Origin of the sequence: Agrobacterium sp. Ap1 (assembly GCF_017313375.1) — a bacterium.
In the GTDB taxonomy this organism is placed as follows: domain Bacteria; phylum Pseudomonadota; class Alphaproteobacteria; order Rhizobiales; family Rhizobiaceae; genus Neorhizobium; species Neorhizobium cellulosilyticum.
The window spans coordinates 97,134-120,964 of the sequence record NZ_JAFLMY010000001.1 but is presented as its reverse complement, the minus strand read 5'-3'; the positions used below and the strand labels follow the sequence as shown (position 1 = coordinate 120,964).

The 23,831-nt window shown below is 58.7% G+C and carries 24 protein-coding genes; 14 read left to right on the top strand and 10 right to left on the bottom strand.

Annotated features, from left to right (window positions below; genetic code table 11):
* Positions 1–3: 3 nt before the first annotated feature.
* Positions 4–1,365 (bottom strand): amidase, encoded by a 1,362-nt coding sequence (locus JZX87_RS00610; RefSeq protein ID WP_394353618.1) that lies wholly within the window; start codon positions 1,363–1,365, stop codon positions 4–6.
* Positions 1,366–1,525: 160 nt separating this feature from the next.
* Here JZX87_RS00610 and JZX87_RS00605 point away from each other — a divergent pair, with 160 nt between their 5' ends.
* Positions 1,526–1,822, top strand: a complete 297-nt coding sequence (locus JZX87_RS00605) for a hypothetical protein (protein ID WP_183821157.1) — start codon at positions 1,526–1,528, stop codon at positions 1,820–1,822.
* A gap of 138 nt (positions 1,823–1,960) precedes the next feature.
* A complete protein-coding gene (locus JZX87_RS00600) occupies positions 1,961–2,365 on the top strand; it encodes a DUF983 domain-containing protein (RefSeq protein WP_148145866.1) in 405 nt (134 codons plus the stop codon).
* A gap of 386 nt (positions 2,366–2,751) precedes the next feature.
* On the opposite strand, the gene treY is transcribed toward JZX87_RS00600, so the two are convergent.
* From treY to JZX87_RS00575, 5 genes are all read right to left on the bottom strand, one after another.
* Positions 2,752–5,301 (bottom strand): malto-oligosyltrehalose synthase, encoded by a 2,550-nt coding sequence (gene treY, locus JZX87_RS00595; RefSeq protein WP_286193983.1) that lies wholly within the window; start codon positions 5,299–5,301, stop codon positions 2,752–2,754.
* Entirely contained in the window at positions 5,298–7,109 is a 1,812-nt protein-coding gene (treZ, locus tag JZX87_RS00590) for a malto-oligosyltrehalose trehalohydrolase (RefSeq protein WP_206822985.1), read from the bottom strand. Before treZ ends, treY begins: the two co-directional genes overlap by 4 nt.
* A gap of 293 nt (positions 7,110–7,402) precedes the next feature.
* Positions 7,403–8,161, bottom strand: a complete 759-nt coding sequence (locus tag JZX87_RS00585) for a metallophosphoesterase family protein (protein WP_206822983.1) — start codon at positions 8,159–8,161, stop codon at positions 7,403–7,405.
* Positions 8,158–8,952, bottom strand: a complete 795-nt coding sequence (locus JZX87_RS00580; protein WP_148145950.1) for a nucleotidyltransferase family protein — start codon at positions 8,950–8,952, stop codon at positions 8,158–8,160. The genes JZX87_RS00585 and JZX87_RS00580 overlap by 4 nt, the downstream gene beginning before the upstream one ends.
* Positions 8,953–9,127: 175 nt before the next feature.
* Positions 9,128–9,349: a hypothetical protein gene (locus JZX87_RS00575; protein WP_148145862.1), complete on the bottom strand. Its 222-nt coding sequence runs from the start codon at positions 9,347–9,349 to the stop codon at positions 9,128–9,130.
* A gap of 152 nt (positions 9,350–9,501) precedes the next feature.
* Between JZX87_RS00575 and JZX87_RS00570 the strand changes: the two genes are divergently transcribed.
* Positions 9,502–9,690 carry a DUF3008 family protein gene (locus JZX87_RS00570; RefSeq protein WP_148145861.1) on the top strand — a complete coding sequence of 63 codons (189 nt, stop codon included), beginning with the start codon at positions 9,502–9,504 and terminating at the stop codon, positions 9,688–9,690.
* Between the two features lie 80 nt (positions 9,691–9,770).
* Here JZX87_RS00570 and hutX read toward each other — a convergent pair whose 3' ends face one another.
* Positions 9,771–10,289: a heme utilization cystosolic carrier protein HutX gene (gene hutX / locus JZX87_RS00565; RefSeq protein WP_206822982.1), complete on the bottom strand. Its 519-nt coding sequence runs from the start codon at positions 10,287–10,289 to the stop codon at positions 9,771–9,773.
* 9 nt (positions 10,290–10,298) lie between these two features.
* On the bottom strand, positions 10,299–10,646 hold the full coding sequence (gene hmuQ / locus JZX87_RS00560; protein WP_112454187.1) for a heme-degrading protein HmuQ: 348 nt from the start codon (positions 10,644–10,646) through the stop codon (positions 10,299–10,301).
* A gap of 164 nt (positions 10,647–10,810) precedes the next feature.
* Between hmuQ and JZX87_RS00555 the strand changes: the two genes are divergently transcribed.
* Genes JZX87_RS00555 through JZX87_RS00545 form a run of 3 tightly spaced genes read left to right on the top strand, consistent with a single transcriptional unit; the run spans position 10,811 to position 13,559 of the window.
* The gene (locus JZX87_RS00555; protein WP_206822980.1) at positions 10,811–11,695 is read left to right on the top strand and encodes a heme/hemin ABC transporter substrate-binding protein; all 885 of its coding nucleotides are present in this window, start codon (positions 10,811–10,813) and stop codon (positions 11,693–11,695) included.
* A 14-nt stretch (positions 11,696–11,709) separates the two neighbouring features.
* Positions 11,710–12,780, top strand: coding sequence for a FecCD family ABC transporter permease (locus tag JZX87_RS00550; RefSeq protein WP_286193982.1), 1,071 nt, complete (start codon positions 11,710–11,712; stop codon positions 12,778–12,780).
* Complete coding sequence (locus JZX87_RS00545) at positions 12,777–13,559, top strand: heme ABC transporter ATP-binding protein (RefSeq protein WP_206822978.1); 783 nt, start codon at positions 12,777–12,779, stop codon at positions 13,557–13,559. The genes JZX87_RS00550 and JZX87_RS00545 overlap by 4 nt, the downstream gene beginning before the upstream one ends.
* 2 nt (positions 13,560–13,561) lie before the next feature.
* Here JZX87_RS00545 and JZX87_RS00540 read toward each other — a convergent pair whose 3' ends face one another.
* Positions 13,562–13,918 (bottom strand): YbaN family protein, encoded by a 357-nt coding sequence (locus tag JZX87_RS00540; RefSeq protein WP_206822976.1) that lies wholly within the window; start codon positions 13,916–13,918, stop codon positions 13,562–13,564.
* Between the two features lie 188 nt (positions 13,919–14,106).
* On the opposite strand from JZX87_RS00540, the gene galE reads away from it, so the two are divergent.
* The 7 genes from galE to JZX87_RS00505 all read left to right on the top strand — a co-directional run bounded on the left by galE (position 14,107) and on the right by JZX87_RS00505 (position 21,596).
* Positions 14,107–15,096 (top strand): UDP-glucose 4-epimerase GalE, encoded by a 990-nt coding sequence (gene galE, locus JZX87_RS00535; RefSeq protein WP_148145854.1) that lies wholly within the window; start codon positions 14,107–14,109, stop codon positions 15,094–15,096.
* Positions 15,097–15,109: 13 nt separating this feature from the next.
* Positions 15,110–15,505 (top strand): VOC family protein, encoded by a 396-nt coding sequence (locus JZX87_RS00530; protein WP_206822974.1) that lies wholly within the window; start codon positions 15,110–15,112, stop codon positions 15,503–15,505.
* A gap of 12 nt (positions 15,506–15,517) precedes the next feature.
* A complete protein-coding gene (gene ung / locus JZX87_RS00525) occupies positions 15,518–16,210 on the top strand; it encodes a uracil-DNA glycosylase (RefSeq protein WP_148145852.1) in 693 nt (230 codons plus the stop codon).
* 145 nt (positions 16,211–16,355) lie between these two features.
* A complete protein-coding gene (locus JZX87_RS00520; RefSeq protein WP_206822971.1) occupies positions 16,356–17,285 on the top strand; it encodes a ring-cleaving dioxygenase in 930 nt (309 codons plus the stop codon).
* A gap of 54 nt (positions 17,286–17,339) precedes the next feature.
* Entirely contained in the window at positions 17,340–17,960 is a 621-nt protein-coding gene (locus JZX87_RS00515) for an alpha/beta hydrolase (RefSeq protein ID WP_206822969.1), read from the top strand.
* An 88-nt stretch (positions 17,961–18,048) separates the two neighbouring features.
* Positions 18,049–19,473: an aldehyde dehydrogenase family protein gene (locus tag JZX87_RS00510; RefSeq protein WP_206822966.1), complete on the top strand. Its 1,425-nt coding sequence runs from the start codon at positions 18,049–18,051 to the stop codon at positions 19,471–19,473.
* 206 nt (positions 19,474–19,679) lie between these two features.
* Complete coding sequence (locus tag JZX87_RS00505) at positions 19,680–21,596, top strand: diguanylate cyclase (RefSeq protein ID WP_206822965.1); 1,917 nt, start codon at positions 19,680–19,682, stop codon at positions 21,594–21,596.
* A 111-nt stretch (positions 21,597–21,707) separates the two neighbouring features.
* Here the strand turns inward: JZX87_RS00505 and JZX87_RS00500 are convergent, their stop codons facing one another.
* Positions 21,708–22,277: a transglycosylase SLT domain-containing protein gene (locus JZX87_RS00500; protein WP_148145949.1), complete on the bottom strand. Its 570-nt coding sequence runs from the start codon at positions 22,275–22,277 to the stop codon at positions 21,708–21,710.
* Between the two features lie 214 nt (positions 22,278–22,491).
* Between JZX87_RS00500 and JZX87_RS00495 the strand changes: the two genes are divergently transcribed.
* A complete protein-coding gene (locus tag JZX87_RS00495; protein ID WP_206822961.1) occupies positions 22,492–23,817 on the top strand; it encodes a DUF3422 family protein in 1,326 nt (441 codons plus the stop codon).
* Positions 23,818–23,831: the final 14 nt, after the last annotated feature.

The window sequence follows — 23,831 nt, the reverse complement described above, 5'->3', positions numbered from 1 at the left end:
GTATCATCCCCGGATGACGTCCTCGTATCGAAGCGCTGCGGTGAGCAGCTTTTCGTCATCTCCGGCAACGCCCGAGAGAAGCAAGCCGACCGGCATTCCGGCATCGCCGGTGCCGCAGGGAATGGAAACGCCGCACCAGTCGAGGAAATTGCCAAAGCCGGTATTGCGAAGGGTCTTGCCGTTTGTAGCGAAGAACAGGTCGTCATCGGCGAGCAGCGGATCGATTGCCGGCGCGACATGGGCGACTGAGGGGAAAGCCACCAGGCGCCCGGTGAGTAGATCTTCTGTTTCCACGGTCAGACGGCGGCGGATATCGAGTATGTCGATGTAATCCGCCATGCTCGTTTTCTCACCGAGTTTGATGCGGGCAACGACGCGCGGGTCGATCTGATCGGCAATGGCGCCCGTCAAGCGTTCGCGATGCAGGGCGAAGGCTTCCGCCGTGACGAGAGCGCCGCGAGCCTTGACGAGCTCCGAAATGGCATCGAATGCCGGAATATGAATGCGCTGAATACGGGCGCCGGCTTTTTCGAGGCGCAAAAGCGCTGCTTCGAAAGCTTCGATGACGCCCGGCTCTGCAACGTCGAATACGCCGTTTTCCGGCACGACGATATCAAGGCTTGCGTCCGTGGCGCGGGTGATCTCCGGCCGGGTTGCGCCGCGCATGGCGACATCAACCCAGATGGCGTCCTGGACGGTTCGGCAGAGCGGGCCGAGGCAATCGAGGCTCTTTGCCAGCGGGAAGACACCATCCATCGCATAACGGCCGCGGCTCGCCTTGTAGCCGACGATGCCGTTGAAGGCAGCTGGGATGCGGATCGAGCCGCCGGTGTCGGTGCCGATCGCGACCGGAACGAGGCCTGCTGCAACCGCGACCGCGGAACCGGAGGACGAGCCGCCGGATACGCGCGGCACGTCCGTGCTTTTCGGGTTATGCGGCGTGCCGTAATGCGGGTTGATGCCGATGCCGGAAAAGGCGAATTCGCTCATGTTGGTTCGGCCGATCGCGACCATGCCGGACTGGCGCACGAGATCGACCACCGCGGCATCCTTCGTGGCCGGCGCTCTTGCCGACAATACCGTGGAGCCTGCCGTCGTTGCCAGTCCCTTGATGTCGAACAGGTCCTTCCAGGCGATCGGGATGCCATCCAGCAAGCCGAGTGAACGGCCGTCCGCGACACGCTTGGCAGCGGCCGATGCTTCGCCCATCGCGCGATCTCTGAAGAGCGATATGAAAACGGATTTGTCGGCGTGGCGATCTATGGCATCGAAAACGGCCTCGGCGATCTCTACGGGGCTCATGACGCCCGAGTGAATCAGCATCGACATCTCGGCAACGGACATGCCGGAAACAGGTCTTCTCACGAATGCTTCCTTAAATGGGCTGGCTTCATTGGAATGGCTGGCTCAAAGATGTAGCCGATATCTTCGGCAAGGGTAGCGGAATTATTCGCAGAGCCCTATTTCATCATCATCACCAAAGAAAGGGATCGCGCAGGCGATCCTCCCGTTCAAGGATGATGCCATGAAACCGGCTCTTGTCTTATCCATTCTGGCGCTCGCTCTTGCGGGCTGTTCTGCCTCTGCCACCACCGTCGGCTACAGCTTCAACAGCGGGCCTGGCCTTGCTCCGATACCCGGCAGCATCACCTATGGCGGCCAGCCGCGCACGAGGCTTACCAAATCGCCTGTCGGCAGCACGTTCTCGCATGAATTCACCAACCAGGTGGGTCGCGAGGTGCATGAAACCTATATGATCCAGCCTGATCGCAGCCTGAAGATCGTTGACCGGTATGTAAAGCGCGAGCGAATCTGGGATTAACCCCCAATCAGGGTTGCATTTTTGATGAGTGCATCTTTTGAGATGGGCAGATTGACGCGCTACATCTTGCTACCTTGATGATTGCTAATGTTCAGCGCTAGGCATTCTTCAGATGAATTTCGAGAGGAAGCCGGATCCATGGGACATGAAGCGCACTGGCCGACACTTTCGCCGTCTAATACAGGGTTACGAGGTCGCTGCCCGCGCTGCGGGCAGGGCCATTTATTCGATGGCTTCCTTTCGATGAAGCCGAATTGCGAGGTCTGCGGTCTGGACTACGGGTTTGCCGACCCTGCCGATGGGCCGGCTTTTTTCGTGGTATGTTTTGCCTGCGTGCCGAGCGTGGCGCTGGCGGTCCTGATCGAGGCAATATACCAGCCTCCGTTCTGGATCCATTTCTTCACCTCGCTTCCGTTTCTGCTTCTGACCTGCATCCTGCCGCTCAGACCGCTCAAGGGCTGGCTGCTGTCCAACCAATATTTTGACAAGGCAGAGCACGGAAAGCTCGATCGAAATTCGGGCTTGAGGCGGGATGGGCCATAACTTTTTGCGTCATTTGCGTGCGTCTGAAAATGACGCCCGACAGCGTGTGGATCCGGGAACCTTTTGGGGTTGCGACCGTTCACTTTTGCGACATCAAAAGGAGAACGTAATGAACAGTATCATTTGGTTGGTCGGAGCAGTCGTGATCGTCATCGCGGTTCTCAATCTTGTCGGTTTTGCGTGACCGGGAGCATGTCGCTTTACGGTTTCAAACCTATCAGGAGAACATCATGAACAGCATTGTCTGGCTCGTTGGAGCCGTTGTCATCGTCCTCGCAATTCTTTCGTTTTTCGGGCTTCGTTAAGCCCGACACAAATATTTAGCGCGACAGAAAACCGCTGGGCTGAAAAGTCCGGCGGTTTCTTCTTGTCCGATCTTCAGCGTCTCATTCTGCCAGCAGGACTGCGAAAGGATGATCGGCAAATGCCCAGTTGACCGAAGCATCACGGGAAAAATCAAAGATACGGCCCGAAAAAATATCCCGGTAACGCCGTTCAGCAAGCGGTAGCGGTAATACGACACGCGTCGCGGCCCAGTGGGCGGAGCGGGATGATGCCAGATCCTGCAATGCCTCCAGAACATGGCGTGGTGTCACCACGAGCAAGGCATTGCGATCATCATGCCGCGCTAAAGCGACAATGTTCTTCGCGCGTACGCCGTTCACTTCCAGCGGGAGATACTCGCCGTTACGGAAGAGATCGGGTAGGGTCCGGCGGAGCTTCAATATCCTGCCGATAATCTGCTGTTTGAAGTGACCGCTCAACCATCCCTCTTCGGAGGATGTATCGAGCTCTCCAGCTTCCGAAAACTGTTGCGACAGGCTTTCGAAATCCGGTTCGCGCCGGTTGTCAGGATCAACCAGCGACAGGTCGCAGGTCTCGCTGCCCTGATAGACATCAGGCACGCCGGGAGCCGTCAGCTTGATAATTGTCTGAGAAATTGAGTTGACGCTGCCAGCGCGGAAAAATGGGCGGAGAGTAGAAGCGAAGTCCACGAGGAAGACGTCGTTTTCGGGTGAGAACATCGCATGGATGTAATTCTTAACGGCTGCCTCGTAATGCGTTTTGCCATCCGCCCAATTGGTTCGCAACTTTGCCTCGCGGATTGCCTTTTCGGCATATGTTTGAAAACGTTCCTCCAGTTTGGCAAGGCCTATGGCGTCATCCGGCGTCAGGTCGGCTGGCCAGACGCCAGCCAATGCCTGATACAGCATCCATTCCACGGCGGGCTCCGGCGCTGGCCCGTCGTCAAGATGGGTTACGGAAGCACTGTTGGCCCGTCGCCAACGTTCGACTGCGTCAGCCCAGATCTTCGGCGCTTCACTCAATGCATAAAGCCGTGCGCGAGCGTCTTCGCCCCGCTTGGTATCGTGGGTGGAGGTGCCTGAAAGCGCATCCGGCTGGCGCTTCTGCCGCTCGATCATCTGTTCGTGGAAACGGTCCAGCGAAAACTCTCGCGGCAGAGGTTCAGCACCGACCTCATTGAGAGCAATCAAAGCGTGGTGTCGGAAGAAGAGCGTATCTTCCACTGACTTCGCCATCAACGGCCCGGTCAATTGCTGGAAGCGGGTGCGGAATGTCGAGGCCTTGTGTGAAAGCTGGGGCGCGAGGTCGCCGTTCAGGATCTTTGCCAGGAACGGCAGGGCGGAAAGATCTGCTGTCGTCTTGCTACGCCGGATATCGGTTGCGACCTTTTCCAGCATCTGACGGCCTTCGGGGGGCATGCCATCGGCGGTGCCGTAGGTGCGATACACGGGGAAGGCCACCAGCAGTTCCCTGAGCCCGGCCCTGAGGGCCCCCGATGCGATAGCGGCTGCCTCCGGCCGTTCTTCAAGTATTGATTCAGCAAGCTTCACGAGTGTTGCAACTTCGCCCGCGAAGTTGTTGTCAACCATCAGCAATTTGGCTGCGCGCAGCTCATCTGCCATGTCCGGAGACGCCCCGGTCGATGCCGCATAAGCCGCATGAAGCTGGGGTAACCGTTCGCCGTCCACAAGGGCGTCGCTTAGGGTCGCAATGAACTCGTATCCTGTCGTGCCGGAGACAGGCCAGTCGGGCGCAAGATCCTCTCCTTCGCCAAGGATCTTTTCGACCGTGATGTAACAGTCCTGCCCTGCTTCCTGTCGAAGGCGTTCGAGATAGGCTTTGGGATCGGCAAGTCCATCGATATGGTCGATGCGCAGGCCATCGACGGCGCCTGAGCGAACCAGCTGAAGGATCAGGCGATGCGTGTCGTCGAAGACATCGTCATCCTCGACGCGGATACCCGCGAGCCCGGTGATCTCAAAAAATCGACGATAGGAAAGATCGCGTGATGCATCCCGCCAGGACATCAGCCGATAGGGCTGCCGGTCATGGAGATCGGCAATGACGCCTTTGTCTGCAATCTGCAGCACTCCCTTTTCGCTGCCGGCGCAGGTTTCCGGGCTCAGGGGGTAGAAAGTCTCGAAATAGGCGAGGGCCGGTTTGCCCGTCTTCGGGTCAGGTTTGAGTGCGATTTCACCTGCCTCAAGCACCGCTTCGAACGTGTCACCAAGGAAGGGCAGGGTGAGGCGGCGTGACCAGTCGATATCGAAATGACGGGCGTAGCGGCTCTGTTCTCCATTTTCGATGACGTCGCGCCACCAGGGATTTTCCAGCGACGCCGCCATATGGTTCGGCACAATGTCGAGGATCAGGCCGAGGCCTTCCTGCTTCAGAGCCGCCACCATGCGGTCGAAACCTTCGCGCCCGCCGATCGCCGGATCGATCTCGTTGGCGTCCGTCACGTCATAACCGTGGGTTGATCCGGTCGTGGCGGTGAAGATCGGCGAGGCATAGAGATGACTTATGCCCAGGCGCTTGAGATAAGGCACGAGCGCTGCGGCGCGATCGAAGGTCATGCCATTGCGGAACTGGATGCGGTAGGTCGCGGTCGGGATCATGCGGCGGCTCATGCTTTTTCGAAACTGACGATGATGGAATTGTGGGAAAGTTCGCTAAGGCGCTCCGGATGATCCTTCTTCGGAAAAGCATAGATCGGTCTGCCTGGCATTTCGGGGAGCGGTCTTGCTGCATCACCGATGTTGAGCGCGATCGCGAGCCTGCCCTTGGGGTAATCCCAGGAGACGGCTAGATATCCGGTACCGGTCTCGATCACCTTGCCGGTGCCGCCTTTCGCGGTTGCCAGCAACGGGACGATGATCTCCTGCCGAAGTTTCAGCAGTTCCCTGGTGAACTCGAACCATTCCCGGCCTTTGGGTGATCCAAGTTTCTCCCAGTCGAGTTTTGACCTTTCGAATGTCTTTTTCGCGTTCGGGTCCGGCACCTTTTCGCCGTGACCCGCATGGCCTTCGAATTCTCTTGCCCGTCCATCGCGAACGGCCTTTGCCAGATCGCCGTGGAAATCGGTGAAGAACAGGAATGGGTTGGTCTCGCCATATTCCTCGCCCATGAAGATCAGCGGAATATGCGGCGACAGTAGAAGATTGGCGAGCAGAATTTTCGTGCGCGTGTCGCCGGCAAGCGAGATCAGGCGTTCGCCTTGCGCGCGGTTGCCGGTCTGGTCGTGGTTCTGGATGAAATCGACGAAGGCTACAGGCGGCTGGCTGGTGCTGTCGACACCGCGCTTTTTGCCCGATTGGGGCGAGACCTCGCCTTGATAGGCAAAGCCTTCCGCCAGGCAACGGGCGACAAGCGTTTCCGGGCTCTCGGCGAAATCTCCGTAATAGGCATGGGTCTCGCCGGTGGCGAAGACATGCACGGCGTTGTGAAAATCGTCGTTCCATTCCCCGGTGAAAAGTGGTGCCGAACCGTCGTCGTCGCGTGGATGCAGGAAGGTGACGTTGCGGCAGTCTTCGGTTGTCAGGTGGACCGGGCGGTCGGTAATCTCAGCGCGGATGCGCTCGGCGATCTCGATCAGGACATGTTTGTCGGACGGATCCTCGATCTGGTCGACTGCATCGAAGCGAAGGCCATCGAGATGATACTCCTCCAGCCAGTAGAGCGGTGCCTCCGCGATATAGCGGCGGGCGGCATCGACATCATAGGCGATGCCGGCGCCCCAGGGTGTCATGCGATCCTTGTGAAAGAAGTCGGGTGCCAGAAGCGGCAAATAGTTACCTTCTGGGCCGAAGTGGTTGAGCACGATATCGAGCACAACGGAAATGCCATGCCGGTGGGCGGCATCAACGAAGGCTTTGAAGTCTTCCGGCGGGCCATAGGCCGAATGGGGTGCGTAAAGCAGGACGCCATCGTAACCCCAACCGTGTTTGCCCCCGAACTGGGAGAGGGGCATGACCTCGATCATCGTGATGCCGAGATCGGCCAGATAAGGCAGTTTGTCGATCGCAGCATGGAATGTGCCCTCCGGCGTGAACGTGCCGAAATGCAGTTCGTAGACGACGGTTTCTTCCCAGGGGCGGCCCGTCCACTCGGTATCCTGCCAATCGTAATTGGTTGGGTCGATGACCAGCGACGGGCCGTTGACGTCATCCTTCTGGGCGCGGGAGGCGGGATCGGGAACCACGGTGCCGTCTGCGAGAACGAAGTTATATTCGGAGCCGGCAGAGACACCGGTCGCGAGAATCTCGAACCAGCCGTCACGGCTGGTGCTCATTTCGGTGTCTTCACCGTGAAGGCGCAGGCTCACCGTCTTCTGGCCGGGTGCCCACAGCCGGAAACGCACTTCGCCGAGAGCGACATATTCCGCTCCCCAAGTCTTTGGAAAAACTCGAAACTCTTCGGCGGAATGCAAGTCCGTCATACGATCCGGTCCTTCGCTGGTGAACGAGACCGGCAAACGGGTGAAGAGGCTTACAGTTCCATGGATGGTGTAAGGGGGGCGCGATTTTCGGTGTAGTCTGGAGATTACAGGTGGCGGCTGCCCCTTACCCTAACCCTCTCCCGCATGCGGGGAGAGGGAACGTGTCACACTCGGTGTTGGCGAGGACGGAGAGCTGCAGCTTGTGCCTTTATCCCCGTCATAACGGGGAGAGGTTGCCGGCAGGCGGATGAGAGGCTGCCGCCGATCCGGATCGCGGGTGCGGCATCAATCATTCACAACTCGAGCAGCGCATACGCCTTACCGGTTGGCTTCTCTATGTGGGAGGCGACGTTATAGACCGGCGCACCGCCGGGAGTTTTGCCCTCGTAGGTGCCGCGATGGGCGTGGCCGTGAACGACGGCTGTTACCGGGAAGCGATCGATTGTCTCGGCAAGGCGGGAAGAGCCGAGGAAGGGGAAGATTTCAGGCGGCTCGCCTTCGACTGTCTGCTGGATGGGCGCATAATGCAACACCACCAAGGCACGTTCGGACTTCACCTGGCGCAGCGCGTTTTCCAGCCGCATCGTTTCCTCGACGCTTTCCGCCACCATCGCCTTGATCGCCGGTTCGCCGAAGGAGCCGAGCATGTAACGGCCGAAACCGCCGGCAAAGCCTTTGACACCAGCAAAACCGACGCCGTTGATCTCGATCGCTGAGCCTTCGAGAAGATGCACGCCGGCATCCTTGATGATCGCTTTCACCTCATCCACATGGCCGCATTCATAGTCGTGATTGCCCAAAACGGCGACCATCGGAATGGAGCAGGAGCGAAGGTCAGCCGCAAGCAACTCCGCCTCTTTCGGCTTGCCGAGATCGGTCAGATCACCGGTCAGCACGAGAATGTCGGCCTCCTGCGAAATTTCCGCAAAAAGCTCCTTGTATGAAGGAGAGCCATGTTCCTTGACATGAAGATCTCCCATTGCCGCGACACGCTGCTTGACGTCGGCCTTTTTCTGGGCGGTGGTGTCATGGTTATCGGGCGCCTTGCTCATGCCGGGCCTCCTTTTCTGGTTTCCTCGTCAACGCCTTCGCGCAGATCACCTTCGCCACCGACATCGGCAAAACCCCATTCCTTAACGTCGATCTCGAAATCGACGCGGCTGAACATGCGACCGCGGCAAATCTTCATCTGCGGCAGCGGAAGTTCGCGCTGGGCCTTCAGACGGTCGAGCAGTTCATCGAGCAACCAGTCAGGCACCTTGTCGCGCTCGGTCGGGTAGATCCAGCGGAAGTTGAGGAGGTGGATGAGCAGAACCTCCCAATGAACTTCCATGTAGTTGAGCAGCTTTTCCCAATCGATCTGGTCATGAGCGCGCAGGATCATGTGGACCACGTCGCCGCCGTCGTAACGATGGCGAAGCTGCACGAAACATTTCGACCAGATCAGCTCGGTCGGTGCAATGATGCGCACCTTGTGGCCGTTCATCTCGATCTGGCGGGCGTTTTCGAACCAGCTGTCGCTGATCGGCATCGTGCCGTTGGAAGCGGCGAAGATGACATCGCAGAAATGCCGGCCCTTCTTGATCTTGCCGAGCCACCGGTCGTCCTCCACCTCGATCTCGTAACCCTTCTCCTTGAAGTGGGCGAGGATGCGGGCGTAGTCACCTGCCTTGCAAAAGATATCCAGGTCCTTGGTGGGGCGGGTAATGCCGGTATAGGCGCTAATCGCAAATGTTCCCGCCAGAAGAAATGGTATGTGGCAGGCGACCAGATCCTCCAGCGCTTCAGAAACAAAGGATTCGGCGTCCGGGTCAGCAAGCGTGGGCGCGGCTTTTACCTCCATCCCCTGCATCAGATGCAGGGGATGGCTGCCGCGCTCGCGTTCACTTGCCGTAATATTGTTTTCGGTCGTCGGCTCCGGCTTTTTCGTCGGTATCGTGTCGGCGTCCATGGCGTGTCTCCAATTCTCCCAGGTGACTAGCAACACCCGAGAAGCGACGGAGGTTCCGTTTAGCTCTTCAGTCGGCCTCAGGGTTGTCGGCATTTGCCATGGGGCTTGGGCGACCATCTGGCTGGTCGCCGTCTTCGCGCTGATCCGCATCCTCCAGATCTGTTTCGACAAGGTAGGCGTCCCTGTTGCCGAGGCGTGCAGCCTCTTTCAGCGCTTCGGGATTGGTGGTGTCGAGCTGCTCGCGTTCGATGTCCGTTGCAATAGGCTTATTCGGATTTGCAGTGTTCATGGTCGTTTCCTTCCCGTTGAGTGTGCCAACTACAGGTGTGCCGTAGGCTGTCTGAGAAACCCTTGGCGAATGCAGAGGTTCCGCGCTTGTCGATTGGAACGAAAATCGCAGTCGGCGTGTTGGAAATGGAGATAATCCCAAGGAGGAGAAACATGCCGGCGAAATCGAAGGCACAGCAGAAGGCAGCAGGCGCAGCCCTTGCGGCCAAGCGCGGCGATGCAAAGAAAAGCGATCTCAAGGGCGCTTCGAAAGAAATGGAAAAATCGATGAGCGAGAAGCAGCTGGAGGAGTTTGCTTCGACCAAGCATAAGAGCAAACCCGAACACGTCGCGCATCGCTGAATTGCATATTTCCGGTCCGAACCCGGACTTCCCGGAAAGGCGGGTGCTTCAGCAGGCACCCGCCTTTTCCTTTTTGTCGATCAGGCGTAGCTGGCGCGCAATGCGTCGAATTTTGCCAGCTGTTCGGGGAGCAGTTCGCGTGCCTCGTCGCGCTTGACGAAGACCTTGAACATTGGCGCGCCCTTGGCATTCATGAACCAAATGGAACAGGAGCGCCGCCCGTGGAAGGCGCGGTCGACAAAGGTGATCGAGGCGCAGTTGTCCTTCTTGATGTGACCGCCGATCGGGCTGTCACCATGAATGTTGAACCAGCCATGGCCTTCCGAACCGACCGGCAGCTCACCATCGATCTCGGCTACAAGATCCTCGGTGTGGACGAGGAAGAGGACGATGCCCCAGGTGGTCAGCTCGTTCCAGATGTCGAGAAAGCTTTCTTTCGGCGCAATGACGGCCGAACCCTCGGGCAGAATTTCAAGAATCTCGGCGGGGGTAACGTCTGCAGCGGCAGCGATCGACTCGACGATGCCATCGGGCTTTTCGGCGAGTGCAGCCAGAGCCCGTTCGCGACGGTCAGCTGTGATTTCGGATACGGCGTTCATCGATGATCCTCAGGCCGCGTCGGCGGCGCGTACGCCGTTCTTGTCTTCGTGGATGATGACTTCGAAACCCTCGAAATGCGGGCCGGAGAGATATTCCACCTTGCCGCGGTTGTTGCCGGCATTGGCATGGGCTGCGCGGAATTGTTCGGAAGTCGTCCAGGCCTTGAAATGCTCGAATGTTTCCCAGACCGTGTGGGACGCGTAAAGCGAATGGTCTTCGGCCTTGGGGCCTTTCAGCATGTGGAATTCGATATAACCTGGCAGTTCCGCAAGGCGGCCCTGACGGTCGCGCCAGATCGCTTCGAATGCTTCTTCGAAGCCCGGAACGACGCGAAAACGGTTCATTGCAATATACATGAAAACTTCCCTCACTTAAGTTTCATTTGCCAGTCAAGATATCTGCCGGCCCTCCCCTTGAAAAGCCAAAAAAACTTGCGTAGTCAACTCAAGTTATTGAAATTTGCAGCGCTGCCTAATCCTGCTTTCATCAGATGTGCGGCAACGCCAAGGGGTGGATCACAATGGTTTCCTGTTCCAAATTCGGGCGTCTTCTTGCAATAATTCTGCTGGGATCGACGATAAGTGCGGGCGGCGTTCTCGCTGCCGACAAGGGCAATCCCGAAGCAAAACGCATCGTCTCGGTCGGCGGAACGATCACCGAAATCCTTTATGACCTCGGTGCTCAGGACCGTATCGTGGCGCGCGACTCGACCAGCTTTTATCCGGCTGACGCCAATTCCAAGCCAGATGTCGGCTATATGCGCCAGCTTTCGGCGGAGGGTATTCTGGGGCAGAAACCAGACCTGATCCTGATGGAGGAAGGCTCCGGCCCGCCGCCGGTGCTGGAGATCCTGAAGGCCAGCGAGGTACCGATGGTCGTGATCCCGACACCTCCAAAGGCGGACAAGATCGGTCAGAAGATCCGTGATGTCGGTGCGGCCGTCGGATTGTCCGACAAGGCGGAGGCGCTGGCGAAGAAAACCGAGGATGGCTTGAAGGCGGTTGCAGCCGATGTGGCCAAGATCAGCGGCGGCAAGAAGAAGGTTCTTTTCGTTCTGTCTATTTCGAATGGCCGCCTGATGGCTGGCGGTGCCGATACCGAAGCGGGTGCGATCATCGAGATGGCAGGCGGCGTCAATGCCGCGCCGACGATCAACGGCTACAAGCCGCTTTCCGATGAGGCGGTGATTGCTGCCGCACCGGATGTAATTCTGTCGATGTCGCGTGGCGATCATTCGATTACGCCGGAACAGATGTTCGCTCTTCCCTCGATGCAGACTACGCCGGCTGCGGCAAACAAGGCGCTGGTTTCGATGGATGGCCTGATGCTGCTGGGCTTCGGGCCTCGCACACCGGAAGCTGCGCGGGCACTGGCAGCCAAAATCTATCCGGGCGTAATCAACTGATGAAGGCGCTCGCCATGCCCTTTCGCCGGACGGGTGAGGGAGACCGGACGTCTCAGGGCGTGCTGGTGCTCTTTCTGCTGGCTGTCCTGCTCGTCTTTTCCTGCCTGCTCTCGCTGCATGTCGGGCCAACAGGTGTGGGTTTGCGAGATCTTTTCTCCTATCTCACCGGCAATGGTGACAGCCTGACAACACAGGAACGGGTGATCCTCGAAGCGGTGCGCCTGCCGCGCACGGCGCTCGGGTTGCTGATTGGTGCGGGGCTCGCGGTTTCCGGCGCGATGATGCAGGGCCTGTTTCGAAATCCGCTCGCCGATCCTGGCATTGTCGGGGTAACGTCGGGAGCGGGGCTTGCCGCCGTCTGCGCCATCGTGCTCGGAGGCGGCGTGCTCGCACCTATAGCCGTAGTGCTTGGCAATCAGTTTTTGCCACTGATGGCATTTTTCGGCGGACTGCTGGTCACGTGGGCTCTTTACGCGATCGCCACGCGGGACGGACGTACCTCGACCACCGCGCTTATTCTCTGCGGTATCGCGATTGGCGCGCTTGCAGGAGCTTTCATGGGGCTTCTGATCGTTATGGCAGATGACCGGCAGCTGCGCGACATTACTTTCTGGAGCCTTGGCTCTCTAGGTGGCGCCACCTACGGCCGCGTGCTTTCGATCCTGCCTTTCATCGTTTTCGTCATGGGGATCATTCCTTTTGTCGCCAAAGGTCTCGATGCGTTGATTCTCGGCGATGCGGCGGCCTTTCACATGGGCATTCCGGTTCAGCGGTTGAAGAAAATTGTCGTCGTCGCCGTGGCGGCCGCCTGTGGCTCTACCGTGGCCGTAGCCGGATCTATCGGATTTGTGGGCATCGTTGTGCCGCATCTGCTCAGGCTTGCGATGGGGCCGTCCCATCGTTTCCTTTTGCCGGGATCAGCATTGGGGGGAGGAGCATTGCTCCTGATCGCGGACAGTGTTGCGCGCACTGTCGCAGCACCTGCTGAACTGCCGATCGGTGTCATTACCGCGCTGTTCGGCGCACCTGTCTTCCTGTTCCTGCTGATCGGCAAGAATGGTATCGGCGCGCGGGATCTGCCATGATCATTGCCGATAAGGTCACCGTCAGCCGTTCAGGTCGCAAGCTGATCGACGACATCTCGATCGAGCTGAAGCCCGGCCAGTTTACCGTCGTCATCGGCCCGAACGGAGCCGGCAAATCGACGTTGATGAAGGTATTGTCGGGCGAGATGCAGCCGGATAGCGGTCTTGTCTCGTACTATGGGACGAGCGTCGATCTCTGCCAGCCGGCCGATCTTGCCAGACGCCGTGCAGTGCTGCCGCAGGCGACGCAGCTTGCTTTTCCGTTTACGGCACTGGAGATTGCGCGCATGGGCGCGGTTGCGCATGGCGCACTCAATCCCGGCGAAGAAGCGCGCAAGGCCCTGTCGCGCGTGGGGCTGAGAGGCTTCGAGAGCCGTCCTTATCCGTCAATGTCGGGCGGCGAGCAACAGCGGGTGCAGTTTGCCCGCGCGCTCGCACAGGTGCCGCAGGCCGTCGTCGATGGCGTGCCGCGAGCGCTGTTTCTCGACGAGCCGACGGCAAGCCTCGATCTCGGCCATCAGATTTCGGTGCTCGAGACTGCTCGGGATTTTGCGTCAGCCGGCGGCATGGTGCTTGCCATCCTGCACGATCTCAATCTGGCGGCGGAATTCGCCGATCATCTCGTGGTGCTGCATCACGGCCGGGTGGTCGCGGAAGGCGCCTGCCACGAGACGGTGAGCGACGACATCATTGCTTCGGTCTATGGCATTGCGGGTGCCGTCGGTCGCGTGCCTGCGGCGCATATTCCCTATGTTCTGCCGCAGTCGCGGAACCGGTGATTTTAGGCGCTCGGCCTTGTGATCATAAAAATCGCGGGGCCGATCATAAGGGCTGCGACGAGTATGGCCAGCCATGCCGAAGGGTGGGAGCCAAACCAAAAACCGGCATAACTCAGACCCATGAGCGAGATCGCCGTGATTTTCGCGCGCCGTGAAATCGCGCCGCGCTCACGCCAGTTTTTCAGCGGCGGGCCGAATGTGTTGTGGTTCATCAGCCAGGCCTCAAGCTTCGGCGAGGAGCGCGCGAAACAGGCGACGGCCAGCAACAGAAAAGGCGTCGTCGGCAAAACGGGCAGAAATGCACCGACCACGCCGAGTGCCACAAAGAACCAGCCGAGACAGAGAAAGACGTAACGCATGAAGGGCCTATGGCGAAAACCTGAACAGGATAGACAAGTTTGCTTGCCGCGTCCTCATGTAAAGAGTCAACTCGGCCCGACAAGATCGCACCGCAATTTTTAGCTGCTGTGCATGTGCAGCATGCGCCCTTCCCATTTGATCCCGGGGAGCTATATTGCCGCCGGCTTCAACAACCTTTGAGGACATGATGTCGAAGAAGAAAGTGCTTGTGGTGGGCGGTGCCGGTTATATCGGCTCCCATACGTGTCTGGTACTGGCTGAAAGAGGTTACGAGCCCGTCGTTTTCGACAATCTCTCGAATGGACACGCGGAATTCGTCCGCTGGGGCGAGCTCGAACAGGGCGATATCCGTGACCATGCGCGACTGGATGAAGTGTTTGCAAAACACAAGCCCGAAGCGGTTCTGCATTTCGCGGCTCTCATCGAAGTAGGGGAATCGGTCAAGAACCCGGTCGGTTTCTACGACAACAACGTGGTGGGCGCGCTGACGCTGATGTCGGCTGCGATTCAGGCCGGTGTGAAGGCCTTCGTCTTCTCCTCCACCTGCGCGACCTATGGTCTGCCGGTTCAGGTGCCGATGGACGAGAGCCATGGCCAGGCGCCGATCAATCCCTATGGCCGCACGAAGTACATTATCGAGCAGGCATTGAAGGATTACGGCCAGTATATGGACCTGAAATCGGTCATGCTGCGCTATTTCAATGCCGCAGGCGCTGATTTCGAGGGCCGGATCGGTGAGTGGCATACGCCGGAAACCCATGCGATCCCGCTCGCCATCGAAGCCGCCCTCGGCCGTCGTCAGGGCTTCAAGGTGTTCGGCGACGATTACGACACACGCGATGGCACCTGTGTGCGCGACTATATCCATGTTCTCGACCTTGCCGATGCGCATGTGCGCGCCGTCGACTATCTGCTGGCTGGTGGCGACATGGTTGAGCTCAACCTGGGCACCGGCACCGGCACGACAGTGAAAGAGCTGCTTGCGGCAATTTCGGACGTTTCCGGCAAGCCGTTCCCGGTGGAATATGTCGGCCGTCGTGAGGGCGATTCCACCTCGCTCGTCGCCAACAACGACAAGGCGCGCGAAGTCCTGGGCTGGGAGCCGCAATATACGCTCAACGACATTATCAAATCAGCCTGGGACTGGCATAAGCGCTCGAACCACGTGATGAGTTAAGGAAAACATAGCCATGGCCAAGATGGTCCATTCGATGATCCGTGTTCTCGAAGAGGCGCGGTCAGTCGATTTCTATGACAAGGCCTTTGGTCTGAAAGTCGCCAGCCGCGTGCCCTTCGACGGCTTCACGCTGATCTATCTCTCGAACCCGGAAACCGGGTTCGAGCTGGAGCTGACCGTCAATGCAGGGCGCGAGCAAGCCTATGATCTCGGAAACGGTTACGGCCATCTGGCCGTGACGGTCGAGGATATCGAGGCCGAATATAAGCGCTTCACTGATCTGGGCCTCGCCGTCGGCAAGCTCGTCGAGATGCCGCATGAGGGCAAGCCGTTTGCGCGCTTCTTCTTCGTGACAGATCCGGATGGCTACAAGACGGAAGTCATCCAGCGTGGCGGACGTTTCCAATAAAAGGTGAATGGCATGGCTGAAGGTGAGATCAAGCTGGAAGAGAGCTGGAAATTCGCTCTGGAGGGCGAGTTCGCAGACCCGTACATGGCTGATCTCAAACGTTTTCTCGTCTCCGAAAAACAGGCGGGAAAACGAATCTTCCCAAAGGGTTCCGAGTATTTTCGCGCGCTGGACCTTACCCCGCTCGATGAGGTGAAAGTGGTCATTCTCGGTCAGGACCCGTATCACGGGTTTGGCCAGGCGCATGGTTTGTGCTTTTCGGTGCAGCCGGGGGTGAAGACGCCGCCTTCGCTCGTCAATATCTACAAGGAAATGCAGGCCGATCTCGGCATTCCGCCGGCAAAACATGGCTTCCTCGAAAGCTGGGCCGAACAGGGCGTGCTTCTCCTGAACAGCGTACTTACCGTGGAGGAAGGCAAGGCGGCCGCCCATCAGGGCCAGGGCTGGGAAAAATTCACCGATGCCGTCATTCGCACGGTGAACGACGAATGCGACGGGATCGTCTTCATTCTCTGGGGTTCCTACGCGCAGAAGAAAGCGTCCTTCGTCGATCAGGAGCGGCATCTGGTGTTGAAATCCGCGCATCCATCGCCGCTTTCTGCCCATAACGGCTTTCTCGGCTCGCGCCCGTTTTCCAAGACCAACGAGTATCTGCAGTCGATCGGTAAGGATCCTGTCGATTGGCAATTGCCGGAAACCGTCTGATCAGTGAACGGTACGCATTCTTCGTCAACGATAAGCGAACAATCCGTTCGGATGTGTTTATCTATCCAATCTGCGTCTGATCGACCAAATATCACCCCATGAACAGCGGGCCGCGAGGCGGCTCCACAGGAACAAGGGGTTTGATATGATTACCCAGATCAGGGGCCTGCACCACGTCACGTCGATGGCCGCGAGTGCCTCCACCAACAATAAATTCTTCACCGACACGCTCGGCCTGCGCCGGGTCAAGAAGACCGTCAATTTCGACGCGCCGGATGTCTATCATCTCTACTACGGGGACGAAGTCGGCACACCGGGTTCGGTGATGACTTACTTTCCCTTCCCGCATATCGCACAGGGACGTCCCGGCACCGGCGAAGTGGGTACGACCGTGTTTTCCGTGCCTGAAGGTTCTCTCGGTTACTGGACCGATCGGCTGACCAAGGCTGGTGCCGATGGGTTGAAGGCCGATGATGCTTTCGGTGAGAAGCGACTGCATTTTGCCGGCCCCGATGGCGACGGTTTTGCGCTTGTCGAAGTCAGGGATGACAATCGTGCGCCCTGGATCGGCAATGGTGTCGGTGCAGAGGAGGCAATCCGTGGGTTCCACTCCGCCTCGATGCGTCTTCGTGATGATGGCTCAACGGCCGAGCTTCTGAAGTTCATGGGCTATGAGCAGGTCGATGCCAGGGATGGCGTTACCCGCTTCGGCGTTCCGGGCGGCAATGGTGCCGACTTCATCGACGTCGAGACGATGCCGAATATTTCGAGCGCGCGTCTCGGGGCCGGTTCGGTGCATCACATCGCCTTTGCCGTCGACAACCGCGAAAAGCAGCTCGAAGTCCGCAAGGCTCTGATGGATACCGGTTATCAGGTCACCCCGGTAATCGACCGGGATTATTTCTGGGCGATCTACTTCCGCACGCCGGGTGGCGTGCTGTTCGAGATCGCCACCAACGAGCCGGGCTTCGACCGCGATGAAGACACCGCGCATCTCGGCGAAGCTCTGAAGCTGCCGACCCAGCACGAGCATCTGCGCAAGGCGCTCGAAGAACATCTGGAACCGATTGCCTAAGATTATTTCAGGGCAGGGCGTTTGCGTCCTGCCACCGTCATTCAGGAGATTTCAATGGGTTACGACAGCTATCTGCATCGGGTGCGCCCCGGTGCGCCCGGATCGCCGATCCTGTTCGTCTTTCACGGTACGGGCGGCGACGAAAACCAGTTCTTCGATTTCGGTAGCCGCCTTCTGCCTGGCGCTACTGTGGTCTCGCCGCGCGGCGACGTTTCCGAACATGGTGCTGCGCGCTTTTTCCGGCGCAAGGCTGAAGGTGTCTATGACTGCGACGACCTGGCGCGTGCCACGGAGCGGATGGGCGACTTCATTACCGCCAATCGCGAGCGTTACGAGTCCTCAACCGTGCTTGGCCTCGGCTTCTCCAACGGCGCGAACATCCTCGCCAACATTATGATCGAGAAACCCGGCCTTATCGAAGCCGGTGTGCTGATGCATCCGCTGATCCCGTTCCAGCCGGCCGAGCGCAAAGTGGCAGAAAAGGCGCATGTTCTGATTACGGCTGGCGAGCGTGATCCGATCTGCCCGGTGCCGGCAACACTTGAGCTCGGCGAATATTTCAAGCGGCAGGGCGATGCTGTGACGTTCGAATGGCACGCAGGCGGCCATGAGATCCGGCCGAACGAGATCGAGGCGATCAAGGCATTCCTCGCTCCCTATGGCGGACAGGCCTGATATTTCAAAGTCTGCTCTCCGGGCTTGCGGAAGCGCATGGTGTTGGCCGATAGTGCCTTCTTCATAGCGCGCAAGCCCGGAGGACGGCATGAGCAATCACCTGAAATTCTTCATCAATGGCGAATGGGTGGAGCCGGTGGTCCCCGTCGCACTCGATGTCATCGATCCCTCGACGGAAGAGCCCTTCACGCAGATCGCACTCGGCTCCAAGGCCGATGTCGACAAGGCTGTCGCTGCTGCCAAAGCTGCGTTTCCGGTATTTTCGAGATGGACGCAGAGCGAGCGGCTTACGCTCTTGAAACGAATTCTCTGGGAATATGAAAAACGTGCCGAGGATATCGCCCAGGCAGTCAGCCGCGAGATGGGCGCGCCGATTGCGTTCGCTCGCAATTCCCAAGTCGCAGCCGGCCATGGCCATCTGAGTGCAACGATCACTGCGCTCGAAACCTACAAGTTCACCGAGGATCGCGGTACGACGCGCATCGTCAAGGAACCGATCGGCGTCGTGGCGCTGATTACGCCATGGAACTGGCCGCTCAACCAGATTACCTGCAAGGTCGGTCCGGCAATCGCCACCGGCTGCACGATGGTGCTCAAACCCTCCGAGATCGCACCGATCTCCGGCGTTATCTTCGCCGAGGTGATGGAGGCGGCGGGAGTGCCGAAGGGTGTGTTCAACATGGTCAACGGCACCGGCCCGGATGTGGGGCAGGTGATGGCGGGGCATCCGGACGTCGACATGGTGTCCTTCACCGGCTCGACGCGTGCCGGCATCATTGTGGCGAAGACGGCTGCCGACACTGTCAAGCGCGTGGCGCAGGAACTTGGCGGCAAGTCCGCAAACATCATTCTGCCTGATGCTGATCTCAAACAGGCCGTGGCCGATGGGGTAACCGGTTGTTTCGGCAATTCCGGCCAGTCCTGCGATGCGCCGACGCGCATGCTGGTGCCGCGTGCCTGGCATGAAGAGGCGCTCAACGTTGCACGGGAGGCTGCCGAGAAGCTGGTCACCGGCGATCCTCAAGCTGAGGGAACTGATCTTGGTCCGGTTGTCAGCAAGGTGCAGTTCGACAAGATTCAGCGTCTGATCGAGGCAGGTATTTCGGAAGGCGCTACGCTGGTCACCGGCGGTCCGGGGCGACCGGAGAACCTGAACCGTGGCTATTATATTCGCCCGACCGTGTTCGGTAACGTCAACAATAACATGACGATCGCGCGGGAAGAGATTTTCGGTCCGGTTCTGTCGATCCTGCCTTATGACGGCGAGGAAGAGTCAATCGAGATCGCCAACGATACGCCCTATGGTCTTGCCGCCTATGTGCAGGGCGAGCCGGAACATGCGAGGAAGATCGCGCCGTATTTGAGGGCCGGGTCGGTTTATCTTAATTATCCCGATTGGGATCTGTTTTCTTCCTTCGGCGGCTACAAGCAGTCCGGCAACGGGCGCGAATATGCCGACTGGGGCATTCACGACTTCCTCGAGATCAAGAGCGTCGTCGGTTACGGCAATTGAAGGCTGCTGTCCGCGGGCGGCTTTGCCGCTCGCGGGGATATTCTCGCCGGGTCCGGCGCTCAGGCCGATAAAACTGAGTAAGTTTCTGTTAACTCTGGTTAAAGCTTTTCCCTCCGGCGTCGATCTCCGCTAATCCAACCTTGTGGGGGAAACCGTACAATGGGTCGGATAGAAGCCAGCATGATGCTGGTGCGAGGGTTAAAGATTTGAACAGTCTCTGGGTTGGATTGCTTGCGAATATGGCGGTGGTGGCGCTGGTCATATCGCTCTGGTCCAACATTCGCCTGCCGGTTTTCGGTCAGAAAGAATCCATTCGGGGATGGGCTTTCGGTATCCTGTTCGGCCTTGGGGCGATCAGCCTGATGTTGATCCCGTTCCAGCTCGGCTCAGGTTTCTTCATCGATCTGAGGATGACGATGATCGGGACCTCTGCGTTTATCGGCGGCCCTCTTGCGGGTATCGTGACCACGATCATAGCGGCGGCTTTCCGCGTTTATCTTGGTGGAGCAGGGGCTACGATCGGACTGGTCGGAATAGCATTCGCCTGCGCTGCCGGGCTTGTCGGTTGGCGTTTGAAGACGAAGGATGCGCCGTCTCTCAAGGCGAACGTGCTGTTTTCACTGGTGATGGCGATTGGCGCGATGGCGCCGGGTTTTGTCTATGCCCTCTATCAGGATATCGATACCGGCCCTCAGATTCGTTTGCCTTACATGACGCTTGTTTTCGTGGCGACCTTGATGGCTTGTGTCGCGCTTGCCAACGAGATCAGGCGAAGGGAGACGGAGGCGCGAAACCACATGTACCGCCATGTCATCAACAGCTTGCCGGAGGCGCTGAACGTCAAGGATCGTGAAGGCCGGTTCATCATGGCGAACCCGGCCACCGCCACCCTGATGCAGGCGGAGAATGCCGATGCGCTGATCGGAAAGACAGACTTCGATTTCTTCTGCCAGGAAGTGGCCGCAGCTTTTCGTGCCGACGAGGAAAAGGCGTTGAAGGCTGGAACCGCGATAGTCGAAGAGCAGATGCTTGCCCGAATGGATGGCAGCCGGTCTTATCTTTCCACGCTCAAGGCCCCGTTCACCGACATTGATGGTAATATCATCGGGCTCATCACCCATAGCCGCGATACGACCGACAAGAAGCTGCTTGAGGCAGCCCTTACACAGAGCGACAGGCGTGCTGCCGAAGCTCTGTCCAGCATTTCCGATGGTCTCGTGATGTTCGACAAGGATCTCACGCTCGTCTTTTGTAATGAGCGCTACCGGGCAATGTTTTCCGTTACCGCCGATCTGCGCGTTCCCGGCACGCCGGCAGCCGCCATTCTTTATGCTTCGATTGCTCGCGGCGAACTCGTCGGGATACCGCAGGAGCAGGTCGCGCAGTGGGTGGATATCGCGCTTGGGCGATTGAAACAGGGTGGCACTGTTCAGTTTCCGCTTGCCGACGGGCGCTGGATCGAATCTCGTACACGCCCGACGCCGGAAGGGGCCTGTTTTGTCATCTGCTCCGACATTACTGCCGCCAAACAGCATGAACTGGAACTGCAGAACCTGAATGACAGGCTTTCCGTGCTTGCCGAGACCGATAGTCTGACCGGGCTTTTGAACCGCCGCGCTTTCGATGCGGTGATGGCCGAGGAGCTCGATCGGGTTGCGCGTGGCGAAGGGTCGCTCGCACTTCTGATGATCGATGTCGATTACTTCAAACGCTTCAACGATACCTATGGCCATGGAGCGGGCGATTCCTGCCTCAAGACAGTCGCCGATTGCCTGAGAGCGGCAGCCCGCCGGACCAGTGACCGGGCCGCCCGTTATGGTGGAGAGGAACTCGCACTGGTTCTGCCGGATATCGATGAAGCGGCGGCACTGAAGATTGCGGAGGAGTTCTGCGAGCGATTGAGGGGGCTGCGCATTCCTCATACGGGAAGCGACAAGGGTATCGTGACTGTCAGCATCGGTGTTGCCACGCTTGGGCCTGGTTCGGGGCCGACGGATGCAGTACGCCTCATTGCTCGCGCTGACGAGGCGCTTTACACGGCAAAGCGTGATGGGCGGGATGGTGTCAGGATCTGGGAACCCAGCCGGCCGCGCATTGTCCATTCCGATAATGCGCGGTCCTGATTATCTTCGGATGTGAGGCAGGTGTTGCGAGAAAGAGCGGGCTGCCCTTTCTCCAGATACGCCGTCGCGTGATCGAAGGGTTCGCAAGCCCGCTTGGCTCCGCCTTCATGCTCAGTATCCGCAACCCTTCAACTGTGCTGCGTAACGTGCTGCCATTCCTGCCGATTTCTGAGCGGTCTGCCTCAGGCTGCCGCTAAAATTGCCGCGGTCATATCCCGCATGTCCGGCGTAGTAGGCGAGGTAAAGATTGTAAGCGTCGTTTCGGGCAACGCCGTTCCGTGCCGCAGTCTGGTTATGATACCAGGCAACGAAACGGATCGCATCGCCGAAGTCATTGCGGCGAGCTGCCCAGCGGCCGGTGGCACGCTGATAGGTGGCCCAGGTGCCATCGAGGGCTTGCGCGTAACCATAGGCCGATGATGCCCGCTTGCCGGGGATGAAGCCGAGGAACCATTTGCGGGGCGGACGGGCATTGGCCCGGAAGCTTGATTCGACGTAGATCGTCGCCATCAGGATCGGTACGGGCACGCCGTATTCGCGCTCTGCGGCACGCGCTTGTCGCTCCCAATTGTTGAAGAAACCGTCGCGCTGCTCGAAAATCGCGCAGGCGTTGCTAATCCTGCTGGGTGCGCTGGCGCAGCCGGCGAGAGTGAGGAGCGCGATGAAAAACGCAATACGCATCGCAGAAACACGGGTCATGCCCGATAGATGACTCTTAAGATTTAATGAAAAGTTTAAGGATCGCATGTTCCCCGAAGTTGTGAGCAGCATGGTCCTTGCAAGGATGCTTTGAACAGCGGATTCTGCGGCAAAGCGCCACGTCGTGCGGTTGCGCGCATTTGATAATAGTCAAGCATGAAGGTGGGTTTTGAAAAGCCCAATTGGGGAAGCATGCATGTCCAAGCGCAGTTTTTCGTTTCCGGTCGCTGATGTAAGAGCGCGAGCGCTCGGTGAAATCCATGCGCGACCCTACACGCTGCTGCCGCTACCACGGGTTATCTTCCAACTGGCGTTCCTTACGGAAGCCAATCTGTCCGCAGACCATTCCATCCTTGCGGAGCTTTCTTTGGGGCAGGGCGTCCCTGCACCGTCTCCCGATACCAGCCACCACACGATGAGCTGGGGCAGCGGCACGCTGCGCTGGGAACGACATACGGAATTTTCGACCTACTTCTGGGACACGCCTGCGCCGGCGACATTCGGAGGCGAAATTGCGGTCAACCCGTTCGGCGCGAGCTTTGCCGCGCCTGGTCCGTTTATCTCCGGTGTGCGTATCGAGGTTCGGCCTGCGGGCGACGATATGTCGGATATTACCTCCCGTTTCGATCCGACGAGCCTCTGCCAGAGTATGGTGGCCGACAATCAGGCAACGCTGATCACCGATTTTCGGCAGGATGGCGATGGGCTGACGAAGTTTTTGGTGCTTGATCATGGCATGACCGATGCTGCGCGTGGCATGCTCGTCCAGCGTATTCTCGATATAGAGACCTATCGCACGCTGGCGATGATGGGCTTGCCGATGGCGCAGAGCCTTTCACCGGAAATCAGGCAGTTCGAGGCCCGGTTTACCGCAATCACGCAACGCATGAAGCAGCATGCGCGTGACGAGGCGGACGAGATGCTTCTGGAAATCACCACGCTTGCGGCGGAGCTGGAAGCCAATGCCGCGCTCAGCCTTTACCGGTTCGGCGCAAGCCGCGCCTATAACGACATCGTTCTCGACCGTGTGGGCATGTTGGCGGAAAAGGCTCTGCCCGGCAGTGAGACGCTGGGCGCCTTTCTCCATCGCCGTCTGGCGCCTGCCATGCGAACCTGCCAGTCGGTCGAAGAGCGGCAAATGAACCTGTCCCGCAAGCTGACCCGTGCTACTGCGCTGCTGCGTAGCTGGATCGATGTCGATCTGCAAAAGTTCAATACCGAGATACTTGCTTCGATGGACAAGCGGTCGCATCTGCAATTGCGTCTGCAGCAAACCGTCGAAGGTCTGTCGGTTGCTGCAATTTCCTATTATGTGATCGGGCTGGTCGGTTATCTTGCGAAGTCGCTGCACTATGTCGGGCTGGCGATCATGCCGGAGGTACTGACCGGGGCTTCCGTGCCTATCGTTGTGATAGCGATATGGCTGCTTGTTCGACGTATCCGCAACAGGCATGATGACGATGGTGGCCGCAAGCTCAACTGGCGTCAACGTCGTGCGGATGAGCGTGATGCCGAAAAATGACCGGTTGCCTATTC

Bases quoted from the DNA above. Each gene is read 5' to 3' on its own strand.
- JZX87_RS00585 (WP_206822983.1), bottom strand. From the start codon at position 8,161: ATGAGCAAGGCGCCCGATAACCATGACACCACCGCCCAGAAAAAGGCC.
- JZX87_RS00575 (WP_148145862.1), bottom strand. From the start codon at position 9,349: ATGAACACTGCAAATCCGAATAAGCCTATTGCAACGGACATCGAACGC.
- JZX87_RS00520 (WP_206822971.1), top strand. From the start codon at position 16,356: ATGATTACCCAGATCAGGGGCCTGCACCACGTCACGTCGATGGCCGCG.
- treY (WP_286193983.1), bottom strand. From the start codon at position 5,301: ATGAGCCGCCGCATGATCCCGACCGCGACCTACCGCATCCAGTTCCGC.
- treZ (WP_206822985.1), bottom strand. From the start codon at position 7,109: ATGACGGACTTGCATTCCGCCGAAGAGTTTCGAGTTTTTCCAAAGACT.
- JZX87_RS00515 (WP_206822969.1), top strand. From the start codon at position 17,340: ATGGGTTACGACAGCTATCTGCATCGGGTGCGCCCCGGTGCGCCCGGA.
- JZX87_RS00510 (WP_206822966.1), top strand. From the start codon at position 18,049: ATGAGCAATCACCTGAAATTCTTCATCAATGGCGAATGGGTGGAGCCG.
- hutX (WP_206822982.1), bottom strand. From the start codon at position 10,289: ATGAACGCCGTATCCGAAATCACAGCTGACCGTCGCGAACGGGCTCTG.
- JZX87_RS00500 (WP_148145949.1), bottom strand. From the start codon at position 22,277: ATGCGTATTGCGTTTTTCATCGCGCTCCTCACTCTCGCCGGCTGCGCC.
- galE (WP_148145854.1), top strand. From the start codon at position 14,107: ATGTCGAAGAAGAAAGTGCTTGTGGTGGGCGGTGCCGGTTATATCGGC.
- JZX87_RS00550 (WP_286193982.1), top strand. From the start codon at position 11,710: ATGCCCTTTCGCCGGACGGGTGAGGGAGACCGGACGTCTCAGGGCGTG.
- JZX87_RS00580 (WP_148145950.1), bottom strand. From the start codon at position 8,952: ATGGAGGTAAAAGCCGCGCCCACGCTTGCTGACCCGGACGCCGAATCC.
- JZX87_RS00540 (WP_206822976.1), bottom strand. From the start codon at position 13,918: ATGCGTTACGTCTTTCTCTGTCTCGGCTGGTTCTTTGTGGCACTCGGC.
- JZX87_RS00555 (WP_206822980.1), top strand. From the start codon at position 10,811: ATGGTTTCCTGTTCCAAATTCGGGCGTCTTCTTGCAATAATTCTGCTG.
- JZX87_RS00600 (WP_148145866.1), top strand. From the start codon at position 1,961: ATGGGACATGAAGCGCACTGGCCGACACTTTCGCCGTCTAATACAGGG.
- JZX87_RS00545 (WP_206822978.1), top strand. From the start codon at position 12,777: ATGATCATTGCCGATAAGGTCACCGTCAGCCGTTCAGGTCGCAAGCTG.
- JZX87_RS00570 (WP_148145861.1), top strand. From the start codon at position 9,502: ATGCCGGCGAAATCGAAGGCACAGCAGAAGGCAGCAGGCGCAGCCCTT.
- ung (WP_148145852.1), top strand. From the start codon at position 15,518: ATGGCTGAAGGTGAGATCAAGCTGGAAGAGAGCTGGAAATTCGCTCTG.
- JZX87_RS00495 (WP_206822961.1), top strand. From the start codon at position 22,492: ATGTCCAAGCGCAGTTTTTCGTTTCCGGTCGCTGATGTAAGAGCGCGA.
- hmuQ (WP_112454187.1), bottom strand. From the start codon at position 10,646: ATGTATATTGCAATGAACCGTTTTCGCGTCGTTCCGGGCTTCGAAGAA.
- JZX87_RS00605 (WP_183821157.1), top strand. From the start codon at position 1,526: ATGAAACCGGCTCTTGTCTTATCCATTCTGGCGCTCGCTCTTGCGGGC.
- JZX87_RS00530 (WP_206822974.1), top strand. From the start codon at position 15,110: ATGGCCAAGATGGTCCATTCGATGATCCGTGTTCTCGAAGAGGCGCGG.